The sequence below is a fragment of the Streptomyces sp. NPDC050856 genome (assembly GCF_040653855.1).
Taxonomy (GTDB): domain Bacteria; phylum Actinomycetota; class Actinomycetes; order Streptomycetales; family Streptomycetaceae; genus Streptomyces.
In genome coordinates this window covers 1-18,606 of sequence record NZ_JBFAGV010000039.1, presented here as the reverse complement: position 1 = coordinate 18,606, position 18,606 = coordinate 1, and the positions used below count along the sequence as shown (strand labels likewise).

Below are 18,606 nucleotides of genomic sequence, written 5' to 3'. Positions count from 1 at the left end.
AAAGCGGGTGCGGGGGACGAAACCCCCGCACCCGTACTCGCGCCTTCGCGGCCCCGCGGTCCTGGGCCGGGTCGTCGAAGCCCGGCTGGTCGCCCCGCGGGCGCACGGCGCTACTTCGACGGCACTGCCTAGGCGTCGCCGCCGGCCGCGCCCGGGTCCGCCGCCGCCACGTCCAGCAGGCGGTAGCGGTCCACGGCCTGCTTCAGCGCCGACCGGTCCACCTTGCCCTCGCGCGCCAGCTCGGTGAGCACCGCCAGCACGATCGACTGCGCGTCGATGTGGAAGTAGCGCCGTGCCGCACCGCGCGTGTCCGCGAAGCCGAAGCCGTCCGCGCCCAGCGAGGTGTACGTGCCCGGCACCCAGCGCGAGATCTGGTCGGGAACCGATCGCATCCAGTCGGAGACCGCCACGAACGGTCCCTCCGCGCCGGACAGCTTCCGCGTCACATAGGGCACCCGCTGCTCCTCCTCCGGGTGGAGCAGGTTGTGCTCCTCCACCTCGACGGCCTCACGGCGCAGCTCGTTCCAGGACGTCGCCGACCACACGTCGGCGCGCACGTTCCACTCCTCGGCCAGGATCCGCTGCGCCTCCACCGCCCACGGCACCGCGACACCGGACGCCATGATCTGCGCCGGGATCGCCCCGGCCCGGCCGGGCCGGAAGCGGTGGATGCCGTGCAGGATCCCGTCGACGTCGACGTCCTCCGGCTCGGCCGGGTGCTGGATCGGCTCGTTGTAGACGGTCAGGTAGTAGAAGACGTCCTCGGCGTTCTCGCCGTACATCCGGCGCAGGCCGTCCTTGACGATGTGCGCGATCTCGAAGCCGAACGCCGGGTCGTAGGCGACGCAGGCCGGGTTGGTCGAGGCGAGGAGCTGGGAGTGGCCGTCCGCGTGCTGGAGGCCCTCACCGGTGAGGGTCGTACGGCCGGCGGTCGCGCCCAGGACGAAACCGCGCGACAGCTGGTCGGCCATCTGCCAGAACTGGTCACCGGTCCGCTGGAAACCGAACATCGAGTAGAAGACGTACACCGGGATCAGCGGTTCGCCGTGCGTCGCGTAGGCGGAGCCGGCCGCGATCAGCGACGCCGTGCAGCCCGCCTCGGAGATGCCGTCGTGCAGCATCTGACCGGTGGGCGACTCCTTGTAGGCGAGCAGCAGCTCGCGGTCCACCGCCTCGTACTGCTGCCCCAGCGGGTTGTAGATCTTGGCGCTCGGGAAGAACGAGTCCATTCCGAAGGTGCGGTACTCGTCGGGGGCGATCAGCACGAACCGCTTGCCGATCTCCTTGTCCCGCATCAGGTCCTTCAGCAGGCGCACGAACGCCATGGTGGTGGCGATCGACTGCTGGCCCGAGCCCTTCCGCACCGCCGCGTACGTCTTGTCCTCCGGCAGCGCGAGCGGCTTGGCGCGCACGACCCGGGTCGGGACGTACCCGCCCAGCGCCTTGCGGCGGTCGTGCATGTACTGGATCTCCTCCGACTTCGGACCCGGGTGGTAGTACGGCGGCAGGCCGGACTCCAGCTCCTTGTCGGAGATCGGCAGGTGCAGCCGGTCGCGGAACCGCTTGAGGTCGTCGACCGTCAGCTTCTTCATCTGGTGGGTGGCGTTGCGGCCCTCGAAGTTCGGGCCGAGGGTCCAGCCCTTGACGGTCTGCGCCAGGATCACGGTCGGCTGGCCCTTGTGGGCGCGGGCCGCCGCGTACGCCGCGTAGATCTTCTTGTGGTCGTGGCCGCCGCGCCCCAGGTGCAGGATCTGGTGGTCGGTCATGCCCTCGACCATCTTGCGCAGCCGGTGGTCGTCCCCGAAGAAGTGCTCACGGATGTAGGAGCCGGTCTCGGTGGCGTACGTCTGGAACTGGCCGTCGGGGGTCGTGTTCAGCTTGTTGACCAGCACGCCGTCGCGGTCCTGGGCCAGCAGCGGATCCCAGGAGCGGTCCCAGATGAGCTTGATGACGTTCCAGCCGGCGCCGCGGAACTGCGACTCCAGCTCCTGGATGATCTTGCCGTTGCCGCGCACCGGGCCGTCGAGGCGCTGGAGGTTGCAGTTGACGACGAAGGTCAGGTTGTCCAGGCCCTCACGGGCGGCGATGGAGAGCTGGCCGAGCGACTCGGGCTCGTCCATCTCGCCGTCGCCCAGGAACGCCCACACGTGCGACTTGGAGGTGTCGGCGATGCCGCGCGCCTCCATGTAGCGGTTCATCCGCGCCTGGTAGATCGCACCCAGCGGGCCCAGGCCCATGGAGACGGTCGGGAACTCCCAGAAGTCCGGCATCGACCGCGGGTGCGGGTAGGACGACAGGCTGTCGGGGTACTTCGACTTCTCCTGGCGGAAGCCGTCCAGCTGGGCCTCGCTCAGCCGGTCCAGCAGGAAGGCGCGGGCGTAGATACCGGGCGACGCGTGGCCCTGGAAGAAGATCTGGTCGCCGCCGTCGCCCTCGTCCTTGCCCCGGAAGAAGTGGTTGAAGCCCACGTCGTAGAGGGAGGCGGAGGAGGCGAAGGTGGCGATGTGGCCGCCGACGCCGATGCCGGGGCGCTGCGCGCGGGAGACCATCACCGCGGCGTTCCACCGGGTGGCGTTGAGGATCTTGCGCTCGATCTCCTCGTTGCCGGGGAAGAACGGTTCGTCCCTGGTGGCGATGGTGTTGACGTAGTCCGTGCTGCGCATCTCGGGCACGGCCACGCGCTTCTCGCGCGCCCGCTCGATGAGGCGGAGCATCAGGTAGCGGGCCCGCTCCCGGCCCCGCTCGTCCACGGCGGCGTCGAGCGAGTCGAGCCATTCCTGGGTCTCTTCGGGATCGAAATCCGGGACCTGGCTGGGAAGGCCGCCAATGATGATCGGGTTGCGATCGGATCCGGAAGCCACGCTGTTCCTTCGCTGTTCGGAGGTGCCTAACGGGGATGACTGCGGGGAGGGCAGGGGGTCGGCAGTGCGGTCGCGCCGCCTCCATCGTCTACCCCGATGCGCGCGAACGTCATCTCTACCCGGGGGTAACCCTCGCAGTCGGTCCATCCCGTCCGTCCCCGCTCTCCGGGTCCGGCCGACTTGCCACCTTACGCCCGGTCCGCTCAGGTGTTCCGGTCCGGGCGCCCCTCCCGATCACCCCGAAGGGCATGGGAAGGGCGCGAAGCACCTAAAGTGGGTCAAGAGGTGTGGTCCATACCGTGGGCCGGACCGCGCGGCGCCGGGAGTTGCGGCGAGACGGCCCCAAAAGTCACCGTTTCGGCGGTCTCGGTCCCCGGGTACTTGCGCGATCCGCCCAGCACGTGTGGACTACGGCCAATGCCACGCGTACGCGCGCGGCCAAGCACATCCCAAAAACACGATCAGGAGGCAAGCCGTGAGCGCGACCGCGGACCACGCGGAGGAGCGGACCAACCCGGCCACACGGCTGGGGTTCGAGCCCGGACAGGTGGTCCAGGAGATCGGCTACGACGACGACGTCGAGCAGGAGCTCCGTGAAGGCATCGAGGCCATCATCGGCCAGGAAATCGTCGACGAGGAATACGACGACGTCGCTGACGTCGTGCTGCTGTGGTTCCGCGACGACGACGGCGACCTCACGGACGCGCTGGTCGACGCCATCGGTCTGATCGATGAGGGCGGAGAGATCTGGCTCCTGACGCCCAAGACCGGTCGTGACGGCTACATCGAGCCCAGCGACATCAACGAGGCCGCCCAGACGGCCGGGCTCTCCCAGACCCGGAGCATCAGCGCCGGCAAGGACTGGACCGGCAGCCGTCTGGTCACCCCGAAGGCGGCCAAGACCGGCAAGCGCTGAGCCGCCCCCAGAGTCCCATCGGTCCCACGGCCCCACCGGCCCCTACGGGCCCCGGAAACGCCCAGATCCGCACCGGGCCCCCGCCGAGACGTTCGGCGGGGGCCCGGTGCGTAGGGTGGGAGGCCACCGGACCGCCCACAGAAGGGATGCGTTTGTCATGGCGATCGAGGCGATCGAGGTCGGCACCGAGGCCCCGGACTTCGAGCTGAAGGACAACCACGGGCGCACCGTGCGGCTCAGCGACTTCCGCGGCAAGAACGTGGTGCTCCTCTTCTACCCCTTCGCCTTCACCGGCGTGTGCACCGGCGAGCTGTGCGCTCTGCGCGACGAGCTGCCGAAGTTCGTCAACGACGACACCCAGCTGCTCGCCGTCTCCACCGACTCCATCCACACCCTGCGGGTCTTCGCCGAGCAGGAGGGCCTGGAGTACCCGCTCCTCTCGGACTTCTGGCCGCACGGCGGGACCTCGCGCGCGTACGGGGTCTTCGACGAGGAGAAGGGCTGCGCGGTGCGCGGCACCTTCATCATCGACAAGCGGGGCGTGGTCGGCTGGACGGTCGTCAACGACCTGCCGGACGCCCGGGACCTCGACGACTACCTCAAGGCGCTCGACACCCTGTGACAATTCCGGCCAGGAGCCTGCTCGGGGTGGGAACCGATCACTAGGATCCAGTCGTTCATTCCGATGCCAACGCACGACGGGGGCGCTGCCCCTGGACACCAATGGAGGGACTCGTGGGAGTCAGCCTCAGCAAGGGCGGCAACGTCTCGCTGACCAAGGAGGCCCCGGGCCTGACGGCCGTCACCGTCGGTCTGGGCTGGGACGTCCGCACCACCACCGGGACGGACTTCGACCTGGACGCCAGCGCCATCCTGACGAACGCCGAGGGCAAGGTCCGCAACGACCAGGACTTCGTCTTCTTCAACAACCTCAAGAGCTCCGACGGCTCGGTCGAGCACACCGGTGACAACCTCACCGGTGAGGGCGAGGGCGACGACGAGCAGATCAAGGTCGACCTCTCGGCCGTCCCGGCCGATGTCGCCAAGATCGTCTTCCCGGTCTCGATCTACGAGGCCGAGGGCCGCCAGCAGTCCTTCGGCCAGGTCCGCAACGCCTTCATCCGCGTGGTGAACCAGGCCGGCGGCGCCGAGATCGCCCGGTACGACCTCAGCGAGGACGCCTCGACCGAGACCGCCATGGTCTTCGGCGAGCTGTACCGCCACGGCACGGAGTGGAAGTTCCGCGCCGTGGGCCAGGGTTACGCCTCGGGCCTGCGCGGCATCGCGCAGGACTTCGGCGTCAACGTCTGACCCGTTCCGCGTCGCTACGTCCGGCGCCGCACGGCTTGTCGTGCGGCGCCGGACGTGCCTGTTTTCCGCACATCTCAGGGGAGGAACCACCGTCATGGGCGTCACGCTCGCCAAGGGAGGCAACGTCTCCCTCTCCAAGGCCGCACCCAACCTCACCCGGGTACTGGTGGGACTCGGCTGGGACGCGCGCTCCACCACCGGAGCGCCCTTCGACCTCGACGCCAGCGCGCTGCTCTGCCAGTCGGGCCGGGTGCTCGGCGACGAGTGGTTCGTCTTCTACAACAACCTGACCAGCCCGGACGGCTCGGTCGAGCACACCGGTGACAACCTCACCGGTGAGGGCGACGGCGACGACGAGTCGCTGATCGTGGACCTCTCCCAGGTCCCCGCCCACTGCGACAAGATCGTCTTTCCGGTCTCGATCCATGACGCGGACAACCGCGGCCAGACCTTCGGTCAGGTCAGCAACGCCTTCATCCGGGTGGTGAACCAGGCGGACGGCGAGGAACTGGCCCGGTACGACCTGAGTGAGGACGCCTCCACCGAGACCGCGATGATCTTCGGTGAGCTGTACCGGTACAGCGGGGAATGGAAGTTCAGGGCGGTGGGTCAGGGGTACGCGTCGGGCCTGAGGGGCATCGCTCTAGACTTCGGGGTCAACGTTTCGTAAAGCCGCTTGCGGCGCGGGGGATTCCCGTACTTACACGATGGGGTAGCCAGTGGTTCTGAAAACCTTCGGCTGGTCGTTCGCCGTCACGGCGGTCGGCCTGGCCTTTGCCGCCTGGCAGTGGGGCTGGGAGGCGTTCGGGATCGTATTGATCCTGTCGATCCTCGAAATCTCGCTGTCCTTCGACAACGCGGTCGTCAACGCCGGAATTCTCAAGAAGATGAATGCCTTCTGGCAGAAGATCTTCCTGACGATCGGCATCCTGATCGCCGTCTTCGGCATGCGGCTGGTGTTCCCCGTCGTCATCGTCGCCGTCAGCGCCAAGGTCGGACCGATCGAAGCGGTCCAGCTCGCCATGGACCAGCCCACGCAGTACGAGAACCTGGTCACCGACGCGCACGCGGCGATCGCCTCGTTCGGTGGCATGTTCCTGCTGATGATTTTCCTGGACTTCATGTTCGAGGAGCGCGAGCACAAGTGGCTGGCGTGGCTGGAGCGCCCGCTGGCCAAGCTCGGCAAGGTCGACATGCTGTCGGTCTGCATCGCCCTGATCGTCCTGCTGCTCACCGCCATCACCTTCGCCACGCAGGCGCACACCAGCACCGGGCACGCCGACAAGTCGGCGACCGTGCTCCTCGCCGGCGTCGCCGGCCTCATCACCTACCTCGTCGTCGGGGGGCTGTCCGGCTACTTCGAGGACAAGCTGGAGGAAGAGGAGGAGCGCGAGCACGAGGTGGAGGAGAAGGCCAAGAAGGAGGGCAAGCCGGTCTCCGCGGTCGGCCTGGCCGGCAAGGCCGCCTTCTTCCTCTTCCTGTACCTCGAAGTGCTCGACGCGTCCTTCTCCTTCGACGGAGTCATCGGCGCCTTCGCCATCACCAACCACATCTTCTGGATGGCGCTGGGCCTGGGCATCGGCGCCATGTACGTCCGGTCGCTCACCGTCTACCTGGTCCGCCAGGGCACCCTGGACGACTACGTCTACCTGGAGCACGGCGCGCACTACGCGATCGGCGCCCTCGCCGTCATCCTGCTGGTCACCATCCAGCACGAGATCAGCGAGATCGTCACCGGCCTCATCGGGGTCTTCCTGATCGCGGCGTCCTTCCTGTCGTCGGTCCGCCGCAACAAGCGGCTGGCCGCCGCCGAGGGCGGCTCCGGCGGGAAGGCGAAGGTCTCCTCAGGAGTGTGACCCCCCTCCTGGTGTGACAGCCGGGCCAATGAGGAACGCTTCCCTGCGGGGCGGCCGGGAGCACCCGGCCGCCCCGTCGCCGTCCGGCGACACGGCATCGGGGACATTCGACGACCGGGGTGGGGCATGGGTATCTGGGACAGCCTGTGGCGGGACAGGGCGACCACGCAGTTCGACTCGGGGGCGGCCGCCACCAACTCCATCGACCTGACCAAACGGCGCCCGAGCGTCTCGCTCAGCAAACAGGGCGCGGCCACCGGCAATCTGCGGGTCAACCTGTCGTGGCGGATGCGCACCTCCGACATCGAGGGCAGGTCCAAACAGGCGGGCAGGCTGCTGCGCAACCCCGGCCGGCTGTTCAAGCCCGACGTGGTGCAGGCCCACACCCAGGGCGTGGTCAACGTGGACCTCGACATCGGTTGCCTGTACGAGCTGGCCGACGGCACCAAGGGCGTGGTGCAGCCGCTGGGCGGCTTCTTCGGCGACCTGAACTCGGCGCCGTACGTGAAGCTCAGCGGCGACGACCGGTTCGGCGCGCCGTCCGGCGAGACGATCTTCGTCAACCTCGACCAGCGCGAGAACATCAAGCGGCTGCTGTTCTTCGTCTACATCTACGACCAGACGCCCGCGTTCGACCGGACGCACGCCACGATGACGCTGTACCCCAGCAACGGCCCGCGCATCGAGATAGAGCTCGACGAGCGCGCGCCACAGGCCCGCTCGTGCGCGGTGTTCCTGCTGGAGAACGTCAAGGGTGAACTGGTGGTGCGCCGGGAGGTGCGGTTCGTCTACGGCTTCCAGGCCGAGCTGGACCGGCTGTACGGCTGGGGGCTGCAGTGGGGGCGCGGCTTCAAGGCCGGCAAGGCCTGACCGCCCGCACCCCCACTCCGCCCGGGCGGCGCGGGGCCGGCCCGCCCACCGGGCCGGGGCGGCTCAGTGCCGGGCGAACTGGGGGCCCATGGGCGGCATCGGGAAGTTCGGGTCCGGTGCGGGCGCCGCGCCCGCGGCGGGCTGCGGGTAGCCGTACGCGGGCTGCGGATACCCGTACGCCGGTGCCGGTGCCGGCACCGGGGCGGGCGGGACCGGGGGCGGAGGAGGCACGGGTGCCGGACCGGCCTGCGCGGCCTGTCCGTCGGCCTCGGACGGCGCCGCGGACGGCGCCTCGGACGGGGCCGCGGACGGCGCCTCGGACGGCGCCTCGGACGGGGTCCGGGCGGGCGCGGTGGCCCCCGCCTCCCCGGCCTCCTCGTCGGACTCCTCCACCGAGATGCCGAACGCCGTCGCCAGGCCGATCAGCCCCGTCGGGTAGCCCTGCCCGACCGCGCGGAACTTCCACCCCTCGCCGCGCCGGTAGAGCTCCCCGCAGATGATCGCGGTCTCCTCGCCCGTCTCCGGCCTCACCTCGAAGACGGCCAGCGGTTCCGAGGCGGCGGACCCGGCGTCGTACAGCGAGATCCGCAGATCCCGTACATGCTGGAAGGTGTCCCCGTCCGACGACGCGGCGAGCACCACCTGGTCCACCGTCGCGTCGAGCCCCGTCAGGTCCACCTCGACCGTGTCGGTCAGCCCCTCGGCCACCCGCTTCTTCGGCAGCCTCCGCACCAGCCCCGACGGGTGGCGCGGCTGGTTGTAGAAGACGAAGTCCTCGTCCGAACGCACCCGTCCGCCGGCGCCCAGCAGCAGGGCCGAGGCGTCCACGTCCGGGACCCCCGGGCCGGGCGTCCAGCGCAGTACGGCCCGGACCGCCGCGGCGTCGAGCGGAACGTTCGAGCCTTTCAGCATGGCGTGCGTCATGCCGGTCATCCTGCCTGGCCGCCCACGGTACGGACAACGCGGGGGCCGGGCAGGGGGGCGAGAAGCGGACGAGTTACCTGAAGTTCATGCCCAGGGGGAACCCGGGACACCTGTCCATACGTACTATTACCGGCCACATGTCATCAGGGCCATCACGGCAGTACGGGGGATCCATATGCGTCATTTCGGGCACATCCCGCCCGCTGCCCGCGCCGCGCTGTTCCACCAGGAGCCGTGCGAGTTCGACGCGCAGTCCCCGGCGCGCGTCCTCGCCGCCGCTCTGGGCGCCACGCTGTACTGCCCCGCCACCCGGCCGAGGCTCGGCGAGGACGTGCTCAAGCAGGCCCGGCGCGGTGTGGTGTCCATGGTGCTGTGCCTGGAGGATTCCATCGACGACGCCGAGGTGGAAGGCGCCGAGGCCAATCTGGTCGGCCAGCTCACCGACCTCGCGGCGCGCGGCGCCGACACCCCGCTGCTCTTCGTCCGGGTCCGGGAGCCCGGTCAGATCCCCGACCTGGTGCGGCGGCTCGGCCCCGCCGTACGGCTGCTGTCCGGATTCGTACTACCGAAGTTCACCGAGGAGCGCGGCGCTCCGTTCCTGGAGGCGCTCACCGAGGCCGAGGCCGGGATCGGTGACGGGCAGCGGTTGTTCGCCATGCCCGTCCTGGAGTCGCCGGACCTGCTCCACCTGGAGAGCCGGCGCGACACCCTCGCCGGCATCGCCCGCATCGTCGACAAGTACCGCGACCGCGTCCTCGCGCTGCGTCTGGGTGTCACCGACTTCTGCTCGGCGTACGGGCTGCGCCGCTCGCCCGACATGACCGCCTACGACGTGCAGATCGTCGCCGGCGTCATCGCCGACGTCGTCAACGTGCTGGGCCGCTCGGACGGTACGGGGTTCACCATCACCGGGCCGGTGTGGGAGTACTTCCGCGTCCAGGAGCGCATCTTCAAGCCCCAGCTGCGCCGCAGCCCCTTCATGGCACAGCGCGCCGAGGAACTGCGCACCGCGCTGATCGAGCACGACCTCGACGGGCTGCTGCGCGAGATCGCGCTCGACCGGGCCAACGGCCTGCTCGGCAAGACCTGCATCCACCCCTCCCACGTCCTGCCCGTGCACGCGCTGTCCGTGGTCAGCCACGAGGAGTTCAGCGACGCGCGGGACATCCTGCGGCCCGAGCGGGGCGGCGGGGGAGTGCTGCGCTCGGCGTACACGAACAAGATGAACGAGGTGAAGCCGCACCGCGCCTGGGCCGAGCGGACCCTCCAGCGGGCCGAGGTCTTCGGCGTCGCCAAGGAGGACGTCGGCTTCGTGGAGCTGCTGGCCGCCGGGCTGTGCAAATGAGGGAGGACGGGAACGTGGCGGGCAGCGGCACCTGGACCGGAACGTGGGTCGCCCAGCGGCTCGGTGTCGAGCTGGACGGCGACCCGCGGCTGCCCGAGCTGCTGGGGCTGGCCCTGCGCCGCAACCCCAAGCGGGCCCACCTGCTCGTCTCCAACGTGCTCGGCAAGCACGTGCCGCAGAGCCCCGCGGTGGTGTGGCGCTCGGGGTACGAGCTGGGCGTCCGGGTGCGCGGCCTGCTGGGCGCGGACGCGGAACGGGCCGTGGTCCTCGGGTACGCGGAGACGGCGACCGGCCTGGGCCACTCGGTGGCCGACGGACTGGGCGTCGCCCCGTACCTGCACTCCACCCGGCGCCCGGTCCCGGGCGTCGCGCGGGCGGGCGGTTTCGAGGAGGCCCACTCGCACGCCACCTCGCACCTGCTGCTGCCCGAGGACCCGGCACTGCTGGCCGGGCGCGGGCCGCTGGTGCTGGTGGACGACGAGTTCTCCACCGGCAACACGGTGCTCAACACGGTGCGCGCCCTGCACGAGCGCTACCCGCGTGAACGGTACGTGATCGTGGCCCTGGTCGACATGCGCTCGCCGCGCGACCGGGGGCGGCTGGCGCGGTTCGCGGACGAGATCGGCGCACGGGTGGACCTGGTGACGCTGGCGGCGGGAACGGTACGGCTGCCGGAGGGGGTCCTGGAGAAGGGCCAGGCGCTGGTCGCCCGGTACGAGGCGGCGGCACCGCCCGCGCCGGGCGGCGCCGCCGGGGCGGGCCGGGCGGGCGCCGTGCCGGTACGGCGGGTGGACCTCGGCTGGCCGGCCGGGGTGCCGGACGGCGGCCGGCACGGCTTCACCCCCGAGCACCGCGCCCGACTGGAGGCCGCGCTGCCGTCGATGGCCGCTCGGGTGGCCGGCGCGCTCGGCCTCCCGGCCCGGCCGGACGACGGCCCCGGCCCGGCCGGCCCGGCAGCGGACACCACCCGGCCCCGGCCGCGCGTGCTGGTGCTCGGGTGCGAGGAGCTGATGTACGCCCCGCTGGCGCTGGGCGTAGCGCTGGAACAGCGGGCGGACGCCGACGTGCGGTACTCGACCACCACCCGCTCGCCCGTGCTCGCCGTGGACGACCCCGGCTACGCGATCCGCACCCGGCTGGTGTTCCCCGCCCACGACGACCCGGCCGACGGCCCGGGGGACCGGTACGCCTACAACGTGGCGGGCGGCGGCTTCGACGCGGTGCTGGCCGTGGTCGACTCCGCCGCCGACACCCCCGCACTGCACGCCCCCGACGGCCTGCTGGCCCGGCTCGCCGCGCACATCCCGCGCGTGCTGCTCGCCGTCGTCCCCTCCTACACCCCCCCACCCGAAGGTGCGTCCATGCTGCCCGACCCCCTGCGCGGCCCCGCGTTCTCCTCGTACGCGCCCGAGGAGGTCGGCTGGCTGCTCCAGGACCTGTCGGACGTCGAACTGGAGGCGCCCACCGAGGAGCGCGAGGAGGCCATCCAGAGCGGCGGCGCCCACTACGCGGAGTCCCTGCCCGTCGAGTACCAGCCGAACGCCCGGTACCAGGAGCTGTTCCGCGCCGCCCTCGACACCTCCGCCGCCCGGATCGCCCGGGCCGTCGGCGCCGTCACCGAGACGGTGCTCGCCGAACGCTCCCCGCGCCCGGTGCTGGTGTCGCTGGCCAGGGCCGGCACGCCCGTCGGCGTCCTGATGCGCCGCTGGGCACAGCACCGCCACGGGCTCGACCTGCCGCACTACGCGGTGTCCATCGTGCGCGGCCGGGGCATCGACACCAACGCCGTGCGCTGGCTCCGGCACCACCATGACCCGGCCGACGTCGTCTTCGTCGACGGCTGGACCGGCAAGGGCGCCATCACCCGCGAACTGGCCGAGGCGCTCGCCCCCTTCCCGGGCTTCGACCCGGAGATCGCCGTGCTCGCCGACCCCGGCTCGTGCGTGCGCACCTACGGCACCCGCGAGGACTTCCTGATCCCCTCCGCCTGCCTCAACTCCACCGTCTCCGGGCTCGTTTCCCGGACGGTGCTCCGCGCCGACCTGGTCGGCCCCGGCGACTACCACGGGGCCAAGTTCTACCGGGAGTTGGCCGGCGCCGATGTGTCGAACGACTTCCTGGACGCCGTCACCGCCCGCTTCGACGAGGTCACCGAAGCCGTCGGCGCGGACGTCAAGGAGCTGCTGGCGGCGGACCGTTCACCGACCTGGGAGGGCTGGGCTGCCGTCGAGCGGATCAGCGAGGAGTACGGCATCCACGACGTCAACCTCGTCAAGCCCGGTGTCGGCGAGACCACCCGCGTCCTGCTGCGCCGCGTCCCGTGGAAGGTCCTGGCCGCGCGCGGCGCCGGCGCCGACCTGGACCACGTACGGCTGCTCGCCGAACAGCGCGGCGTACCGGTCGAGGAGGTCGACGGCCTCCCGTACACCTGCGTCGGACTGATCCACCCGAAGTACACCAGGGGCGCCACGGGCGCCGACGGCACGGCGGTGAGCCGCCCGTGACCACCGCCCTGGTCGCCAGCGACCTCGACCGTACGCTCATCTACTCGGCAGCCGCCCTCGGCCTGACCGGGCCGGACAGCGAGGCGCCGCGCCTGCTGTGCGTGGAGCTCTACCGGCAGCAGCCGCTGTCGTACCTCACGGAGACCGCCGCCGCCCTGCTCGCCGAACTCCCGCGCCACGCCCTGTTCGTGCCGGTGACGACCCGCACCCGCGAGCAGTACCACCGCGTCCGGCTCCCCGGTCCGCCGCCGCGGTACGCGATCTGCGCCAACGGCGGGCACCTGCTCGTCGACGAGGTCTCCGACCCCGGCTGGCGGCGCACGGTCGCCGCCCGCCTCGCCGACGAGTGCGCCACGCTGGAGGAGGTGCGCGCCCACCTGCTGGCCGCCGCCGACCCGGCCTGGCTGCTCAAGGAACGCGTCGCCGAGGACCTCTTCGTCTACCTCGTGGTGGAGCGCGCCATGCTGCCCGACAACTGGATGAAGGAGCTGGCCGAGTGGGCCGGACCACGGGGCTGGGCGGTCTCCCTCCAGGGGCGCAAGGTCTACGCCGTACCGCAGCCGCTCACCAAGAGCGCGGCCGTGCGGGAGGTGGCCCGCCGCACCGGCGCCGCCCCGGTGCTGGCCGCCGGTGACTCGCTGCTCGACGCCGACCTGCTGCTCGCCGCCGACCGGGCCTGGCGGCCGGGCCACGGCGAGCTGGCCGAGGCCGGGTGGAACGCCGCCCACGTCGACGTACTGGAGGAACGGGGCGTGATGGCGGGCGAGGAGATCCTCCGCCGGTTCAGCTCCGCCGTGCGTCCGGATCCCGCTTGAGGAGCCGTACGCCCACGAACGCCAGCACCGCGCCGACCGCCACCACCAGCACCACCTTGGAGTACGTCGACACATAGCGGCTGACCTGTTCCCAGTTGTCGCCGAGCGCGTAACCGGCCAGGACGAACGCGGTGTTCCACAGCGCGCTGCCGGCCGTGGTCAACGCCAGGAAGACCGGCAGCGGCATCCGTTCGACCCCGGCCGGGACCGAGATCAGGCTCCGGAACACCGGCACCATCCGCCCGAAGAACACCGCCTTGGTGCCGTGCCGCTCGAACCACGCCTCCGTGCGCTCGATGTCGGCGGTCTTCACCAGCGGCAGCTTCGCCGCGATGGCGACGGTCCGCTCCCGGCCGAGCAGCGCCCCGACCCCGTACAGCGCGAGCGCCCCGACCACCGAACCGGCGGTCGTCCACAACAGCGCCGCGATCAGGTTGATCCGGCCGGTGGCGGAGGCGAACCCGGCCAGCGGCAGGATCACCTCGCTGGGCAGTGGCGGGAAGAGGTTCTCCAGGGCGATGGCGATCCCGGCGCCGGGCGCTCCCAGCGTGTCCATGAGGCTGTTGATCCAGCGTTCCATGGCGCCACGCTAGGGAGGCGGACCTGAAGGCACGCTGAAGGCCAGGATTCCGGGCGCCGCCGCGTCAGCTCCCCCGCTCTCCCGGGTCAGCCGCAGCAGCCTCCGCCGCAGCAGCCGCCCCCGCCCCCGCCGGCGGAGGGCGCGGCCTTGGCGGTGGCCGTGCCGCCGACCGCGACGGCCGACAGCAACTTGACCGTGTCGTCGTGCCCGTCGGGGCAGGTGGCGGGAGCGGCGGACTCGGCCATCGGCCGGTTCAGCTCGAAGGTGTCGCCGCAGGTGCGGCAGCGGTATTCGTAACGAGGCATACGGACAGGTTATCCGCGCGGCGGGTGGCGGCGCCGTGGCGTGGCCCGTGGTCGTGGACGGCCGGCCCGGGCGGGGCACGGCGGCCCGGCACCCCGTGCCCGGCCGGGCGCACCGGATCGGGCGCCGGTTCAGTGCCCGCCGCCCCGGTCCTCCCGGATGAGTTCCACCACGCGGCCCACCGAGGCCCGTACCGCCTCGGTCTCCCGCAGGAAGTGCCAGTAGTCGGGGTGGCGGCCCTCCAGCCCGCCCACCGCCCGGTCCAGCCGCGCCACCGCGTCGTCCAGCGGTCGGGCGTGCCGGGGGTCGGGGGTGCTGCGCCCCGCCATGGCGAGCCGCTGGGCGTCGCGGATCACGAAGCGGGTCCGCTCGATCTCCTGCTGCGGGTCCTCGGCGACGGCGTTCAGCCGCTGGAGGCGGTCACCGGCCGCCGACACGGCCTCGTCGGTGCTGTTGAGGAGCGCCCGTACGGTCGCCAAAAGGGCGGTGGCGTCGGCCCACCGCTGGTCCGCGCGCGCCACGCCCGCCTCCTGAAGCCGTTCCTCCGCCTGGCGGACGGTCGTCGCGGCCTGCTCGGGGACGTGCTGGAGGTCCTGCCAGCACGCGACGGTGAAACGGCGCCGCAGCTCGCTCAGGACCGGCTCCACCGTGGTCGCGCGGTGGGCGAGGGCCTGGGCGCGGGTACGCAGGGAGACCAGGCGCTTGTCGATGTCGGCCGCCCGTTCCGGCAGACGCCGGGCCTCGGAACGCACGGATTCGGCGTCGCGCAGCACCCGGTCGGCGCGCTGGAGCGTGTCGGGCACGCCGTGCCGTCCGGCGCCCTCGTTGAGCTTGGTCAGTTCCGGGCCCAGGGCGGCGAGCCGGGCCGCGAGATCGTCCGCCCGCAGACCGGAGGCGCGCGCCGTGTCGAGGGCGTCACTGGCGGCCAGCAGCGCCGCGCGGGCCCGCTCCACCGCCGGAGCCAGACGCGCCAGCTGGGTCTCCGCCTTGCCCAGCAGCGGCCCGAGCCCCTGCTCGAACCGGTCCAGCTCCGCCTTGACCCGTACGAGGTCGTCCTTGGCCCGGTTCAGCTCGCCGCGCGCCCGGGAGGCGACGGAGGCTTCGAGGCCGTCCCGGTCCAGGTCGTACGCGTCGACAGCGGTGATGTAGGCGTGGCTCACCTCGTCGATGCGCCGCCCCAGGGCGGCGAAGTCGTCGGCGACCCGGCGGGCGGGCGGCGAGCCGTCCACCGCCGTGATCGTCTCGATCGAGATCCGAAGGTCCCGCTGGGCGGTGTCCAGCTCGTAGAACGCGGCCGCGGCGGCGTCCCTGGCGGCCTGGGCGTCGGCCCGCTGGCTCTCCCCGCGCCCGCCGAACCACCGCCGGGTGCCGCCGCCGGCGAAGGCGCCGGGCACCACGGCGGCCAGGACCGGCAGCGGCAGCAGCACCAGCGCGAGCACGTCCGTCACGTACCGCCGCGCGCGTGTCGCCGTCACATCCCGCTCCCGTGCCGTGTCCGCCCCTGACCGGTTCATTCTCCCACCAGTAAGGACGAACACACGGGCCCTTTAGTTCGCGCCGCGCACCGTGACTTCCCCGTTGTCGCTGCGCGCGTTCACCACATGGGCACTGCGCGGATCGGTGGCCACGTCCACGTCGACCTCCCCGTTGCCGCTCTCGGCGTCGACCGCGTACGCGGCCCCGGCGGGCAGCTCGATGGTGACGGCGCCGTTGTCGCTGACGGTGTCCACACGGTCCGGCGCCGCCCCCAGCGCGAGGCTCACCTCCCCGTTGTCGGCCCTCGCCACCACACGCTTCGGCGTGGACCGCGTCACGGCTATCTCCCCGTTGTCACTGCGCAGGTCCAGAGGTCCACTGCTGTTGCGAACGGTCACCCTGCCGTTGTCCGACGTCACCTTCAGCGCCGTGGCGAACCCGTCCGCCGTCACGTCCCCGTTGTCGTCCTCCGCCGTGACGGCCACTCCGCGCGGCACCTCCACCTCGTGCCGCGCCCGGCAGTCGCCGGCCAGGGCCTTGCAGGTGACGCCCAGCGTGAGCCGGCCGTCCTCCAGCTTCCAGTGCGGCACCGGCCCCTCCCCGAAGGCCACCCACCCGTCCACCTGCCGGGCCACCCGCACGTCCTTCACATCGGCCGGCACCACGACGAGCTCGGAGTCGTCCGCGTCGATGGTGAGCGTCGCCCCGCTGAACGGAAACGCCTTCCGCTCCACCGGTGCCCCCGCCACATCGGTGTTCCCGCACCCGGTGACCAGCCCCACCAGCACGGACGCGCCGACGGCGAAGACGAACGTACGGCTGCGGCGGCGCTTGGGTACGGCCACGGTGTTTCCCCCACTCGGTCTGTGCTGTCTCTCGGTCCTCACTCTACGTATCCGCCGCGCCGCTCAACGATCCGGCCACCCCCCGCACCGAAGGTAGGGACAACCCCCGCCCCCGGCCCGCCCGGCGCTCCCGCCGCGCACGGGTTTGCGGGACCCACCGGTGGGCCATGTACGCTGTTGCCCAATCCACGGGTGCGTAGCTCAGGGGTAGAGCGCTGCTCTTACAAAGCAGATGTCGGCGGTTCGAAACCGTCCGCGCCCACCAGGACGAAGACCCCCAGCCGATCATGGCCGGGGGTCTTTCGCCATCCGTACCCGACATCAACGGTCGTGGTCACCGCCGGCTGTGGTCACCGCCGACCGGGGTGCCCCCTGAGCGGCCGGTCCATGTGACCGACCGCCTCTCCGTACCGGGCAACCGGAGGCTGGCGGCGGTACGGCAACCGTTCCCGACTCTGCGGCAACTGTTGAGCAGCCCGTTCCTCACGGGCGCCCCCACGGACGTACAGATCGGGAAACACACATGAGTGAGCTGCACAGCCACGGCAAGGCGCGGCACCGCAGAAAGAAGACGGCCCTGCTGTCGGGGATCGCACTGGCGCTGGCCGCGGCAGGGGCCATGGCCTACGGCACGGCTTTCGGAGTGTTCGGAGAGGGCGCGCAGTCGAAGGCCGCGGCGGCGCCGTCGAGGGCGTCCGCCTACCCCGGCCCCGGGAGGGTGACCGGCGACGTCGTCGTCCACGACCCGACCATGCTCCGCGCGCCCGACGGGCGCTACCTGCTCCATTCCACCCACGGCTACCTGGAGTCCCGCACCTCCACCGATCGCGTCGCCTTCAGCCGCAACGGCAACGCCTTCTCCGCGCCGCCCCGTTGGTGGTCGCGCTACTCGGCCGAGAACGATCCGTGGGCACCCGACCTCTCCTACCACGGCGGGCGGTACCTGATGTACTACTCCGTCTCCCGTTTCCATTCCAACACCTCGGCGATCGGGCTCGCCACCTCCACGACCGGGACGCCGGGCAGTTGGAAGGACCAGGGCATCGTCCACTCCTCCACGGCCGGCAGCGACCACAACGCCATCGACCCCGACCTGTTCGTCGACGACGACGGCAAGTGGTGGCTGGCCTTCGGCTCCCACTGGAGCGGCATCAAGATGATCCGCCTCGACCCGCGGACCGGCAAGCAGTACGCGGGGGACACCACCCGCCACTCGCTCGCCTCGCGCTCCACGGCGCCGAGGGCGGTGGAGGGCCCGACCGTGGTCAAGCGGAAGGGGTACTACTACCTCTTCGCCTCGTACGACACCTGCTGCAGCGGTACCGCCTCCACGTACAGGATCAAGGTCGGCCGGGCCACCAGCCCCACCGGGCCCTACTACGACCGCAACGGCGTCGCGATGAACAAGGACGGCGGCACCGTGGTCATGGCGTCACAGAAGTCCGTGATCGGTCCCGGCGGGCAGGACATCATGCGCGACGGCGGCGAGGACCTGCTCGTCTACCACTACTACGACGGCAGTGACGGCGGTGCCCCCAAGCTCGGCCTCAACCTGCTGAAGTGGAGCGACGGCTGGCCCACCGCGTACTGACGCCGTGGACGTTCCCCCGTCGACCTGGTGCGGTGAGCCCGGGCCTGCCGGGACGGGGGACGCGGCCGGCCGGGAGCGGTCTCAGGCCGGCTCACCGTTCGGCGCGGCCTCGATGACCCGCTCCGGATGATGCCACCAGGTCCTCCGCCCGCGGGCCGTCACCGTCAGCCCGAAGTCACGGACCTCGGGCGAGCCGAGCTCGCTGAAGGGGTGATGAGGCAATCTCAGCGGTCTTCGGCCCCGGGATGACCGGGGCTGGCCCCCCGATCCGCCTTCGGGTTGCCCCTACCAGGAGCCGGGCTGGCCCGGCCTGCGCCGCGACCCGCGAGTTCAGCCGCCCGGTCGCGATGTCGTGGGTGGCCGCGTCGAGGACGCGTACCGGCTTGAGCACCCATCCGGTCAGGCGGAA

At 71.5% G+C, this 18,606-nt stretch carries 16 protein-coding genes and 1 tRNA gene; 11 read left to right on the top strand and 6 right to left on the bottom strand.

All coding sequences use genetic code 11. The features are described 5' to 3' along the window. Positions 1 to 128 precede the first annotated feature (128 nt). Positions 129 to 2,861, bottom strand: a complete 2,733-nt coding sequence (aceE, locus tag AB0H53_RS26160) for a pyruvate dehydrogenase (acetyl-transferring), homodimeric type (RefSeq protein ID WP_362118110.1) — start codon at positions 2,859 to 2,861, stop codon at positions 129 to 131. A gap of 475 nt (positions 2,862 to 3,336) precedes the next feature. Between aceE and AB0H53_RS26155 the strand changes: the two genes are divergently transcribed. From AB0H53_RS26155 to AB0H53_RS26130, 6 genes are all read left to right on the top strand, one after another. Continuing rightward, the gene (locus AB0H53_RS26155) at positions 3,337 to 3,777 is read left to right on the top strand and encodes a DUF3052 domain-containing protein (protein ID WP_362118107.1); all 441 of its coding nucleotides are present in this window, start codon (positions 3,337 to 3,339) and stop codon (positions 3,775 to 3,777) included. 157 nt (positions 3,778 to 3,934) lie between these two features. Then, the gene (locus AB0H53_RS26150; protein WP_362118104.1) at positions 3,935 to 4,399 is read left to right on the top strand and encodes a peroxiredoxin; all 465 of its coding nucleotides are present in this window, start codon (positions 3,935 to 3,937) and stop codon (positions 4,397 to 4,399) included. A gap of 113 nt (positions 4,400 to 4,512) precedes the next feature. After that, complete coding sequence (locus AB0H53_RS26145) at positions 4,513 to 5,088, top strand: TerD family protein (protein WP_362118101.1); 576 nt, start codon at positions 4,513 to 4,515, stop codon at positions 5,086 to 5,088. A 94-nt stretch (positions 5,089 to 5,182) separates the two neighbouring features. Further along, on the top strand, positions 5,183 to 5,758 hold the full coding sequence (locus AB0H53_RS26140; RefSeq protein ID WP_362118098.1) for a TerD family protein: 576 nt from the start codon (positions 5,183 to 5,185) through the stop codon (positions 5,756 to 5,758). A 49-nt stretch (positions 5,759 to 5,807) separates the two neighbouring features. Next, complete coding sequence (locus AB0H53_RS26135) at positions 5,808 to 6,944, top strand: DUF475 domain-containing protein (RefSeq protein WP_362118095.1); 1,137 nt, start codon at positions 5,808 to 5,810, stop codon at positions 6,942 to 6,944. 126 nt (positions 6,945 to 7,070) lie between these two features. Beyond that, positions 7,071 to 7,814, top strand: a complete 744-nt coding sequence (locus AB0H53_RS26130; RefSeq protein ID WP_362118092.1) for a Tellurium resistance — start codon at positions 7,071 to 7,073, stop codon at positions 7,812 to 7,814. A gap of 63 nt (positions 7,815 to 7,877) precedes the next feature. Here AB0H53_RS26130 and AB0H53_RS26125 read toward each other — a convergent pair whose 3' ends face one another. Beyond that, complete coding sequence (locus AB0H53_RS26125) at positions 7,878 to 8,747, bottom strand: TerD family protein (protein ID WP_362118089.1); 870 nt, start codon at positions 8,745 to 8,747, stop codon at positions 7,878 to 7,880. 166 nt (positions 8,748 to 8,913) lie between these two features. Between AB0H53_RS26125 and AB0H53_RS26120 the strand changes: the two genes are divergently transcribed. From AB0H53_RS26120 to AB0H53_RS26110, 3 genes are read left to right on the top strand one after another with little or no spacing between them, the layout of a single operon-like run. Continuing rightward, a complete protein-coding gene (locus AB0H53_RS26120; protein ID WP_362118086.1) occupies positions 8,914 to 10,083 on the top strand; it encodes an HpcH/HpaI aldolase/citrate lyase family protein in 1,170 nt (389 codons plus the stop codon). After that, complete coding sequence (locus AB0H53_RS26115; RefSeq protein ID WP_362118083.1) at positions 10,080 to 12,587, top strand: phosphoribosyltransferase; 2,508 nt, start codon at positions 10,080 to 10,082, stop codon at positions 12,585 to 12,587. The genes AB0H53_RS26120 and AB0H53_RS26115 overlap by 4 nt, the downstream gene beginning before the upstream one ends. After that, entirely contained in the window at positions 12,584 to 13,402 is an 819-nt protein-coding gene (locus AB0H53_RS26110; RefSeq protein WP_362118080.1) for an HAD family hydrolase, read from the top strand. Before AB0H53_RS26115 ends, AB0H53_RS26110 begins: the two co-directional genes overlap by 4 nt. On the opposite strand, the gene AB0H53_RS26105 is transcribed toward AB0H53_RS26110, so the two are convergent. The 4 genes from AB0H53_RS26105 to AB0H53_RS26090 form a co-directional block, all read right to left on the bottom strand. Next, positions 13,371 to 13,982: a DedA family protein gene (locus tag AB0H53_RS26105; protein WP_362118077.1), complete on the bottom strand. Its 612-nt coding sequence runs from the start codon at positions 13,980 to 13,982 to the stop codon at positions 13,371 to 13,373. The two genes, AB0H53_RS26110 and AB0H53_RS26105, sit on opposite strands and share 32 nt — an antisense overlap. A gap of 86 nt (positions 13,983 to 14,068) precedes the next feature. Then, positions 14,069 to 14,287, bottom strand: coding sequence for a zinc ribbon domain-containing protein (locus AB0H53_RS26100; RefSeq protein WP_362118074.1), 219 nt, complete (start codon positions 14,285 to 14,287; stop codon positions 14,069 to 14,071). A gap of 129 nt (positions 14,288 to 14,416) precedes the next feature. Continuing rightward, positions 14,417 to 15,760 carry a hypothetical protein gene (locus AB0H53_RS26095; protein WP_362118071.1) on the bottom strand — a complete coding sequence of 448 codons (1,344 nt, stop codon included), beginning with the start codon at positions 15,758 to 15,760 and terminating at the stop codon, positions 14,417 to 14,419. 72 nt (positions 15,761 to 15,832) lie between these two features. After that, positions 15,833 to 16,606, bottom strand: a complete 774-nt coding sequence (locus AB0H53_RS26090; RefSeq protein WP_362118068.1) for a DUF4097 family beta strand repeat-containing protein — start codon at positions 16,604 to 16,606, stop codon at positions 15,833 to 15,835. A 190-nt stretch (positions 16,607 to 16,796) separates the two neighbouring features. Between AB0H53_RS26090 and AB0H53_RS26085 the strand changes: the two genes are divergently transcribed. After that, positions 16,797 to 16,871 (top strand) — tRNA-Val (locus AB0H53_RS26085). 258 nt (positions 16,872 to 17,129) lie between these two features. Further along, the gene (locus AB0H53_RS26080) at positions 17,130 to 18,197 is read left to right on the top strand and encodes an arabinan endo-1,5-alpha-L-arabinosidase (RefSeq protein ID WP_362118065.1); all 1,068 of its coding nucleotides are present in this window, start codon (positions 17,130 to 17,132) and stop codon (positions 18,195 to 18,197) included. Positions 18,198 to 18,606: the final 409 nt, after the last annotated feature.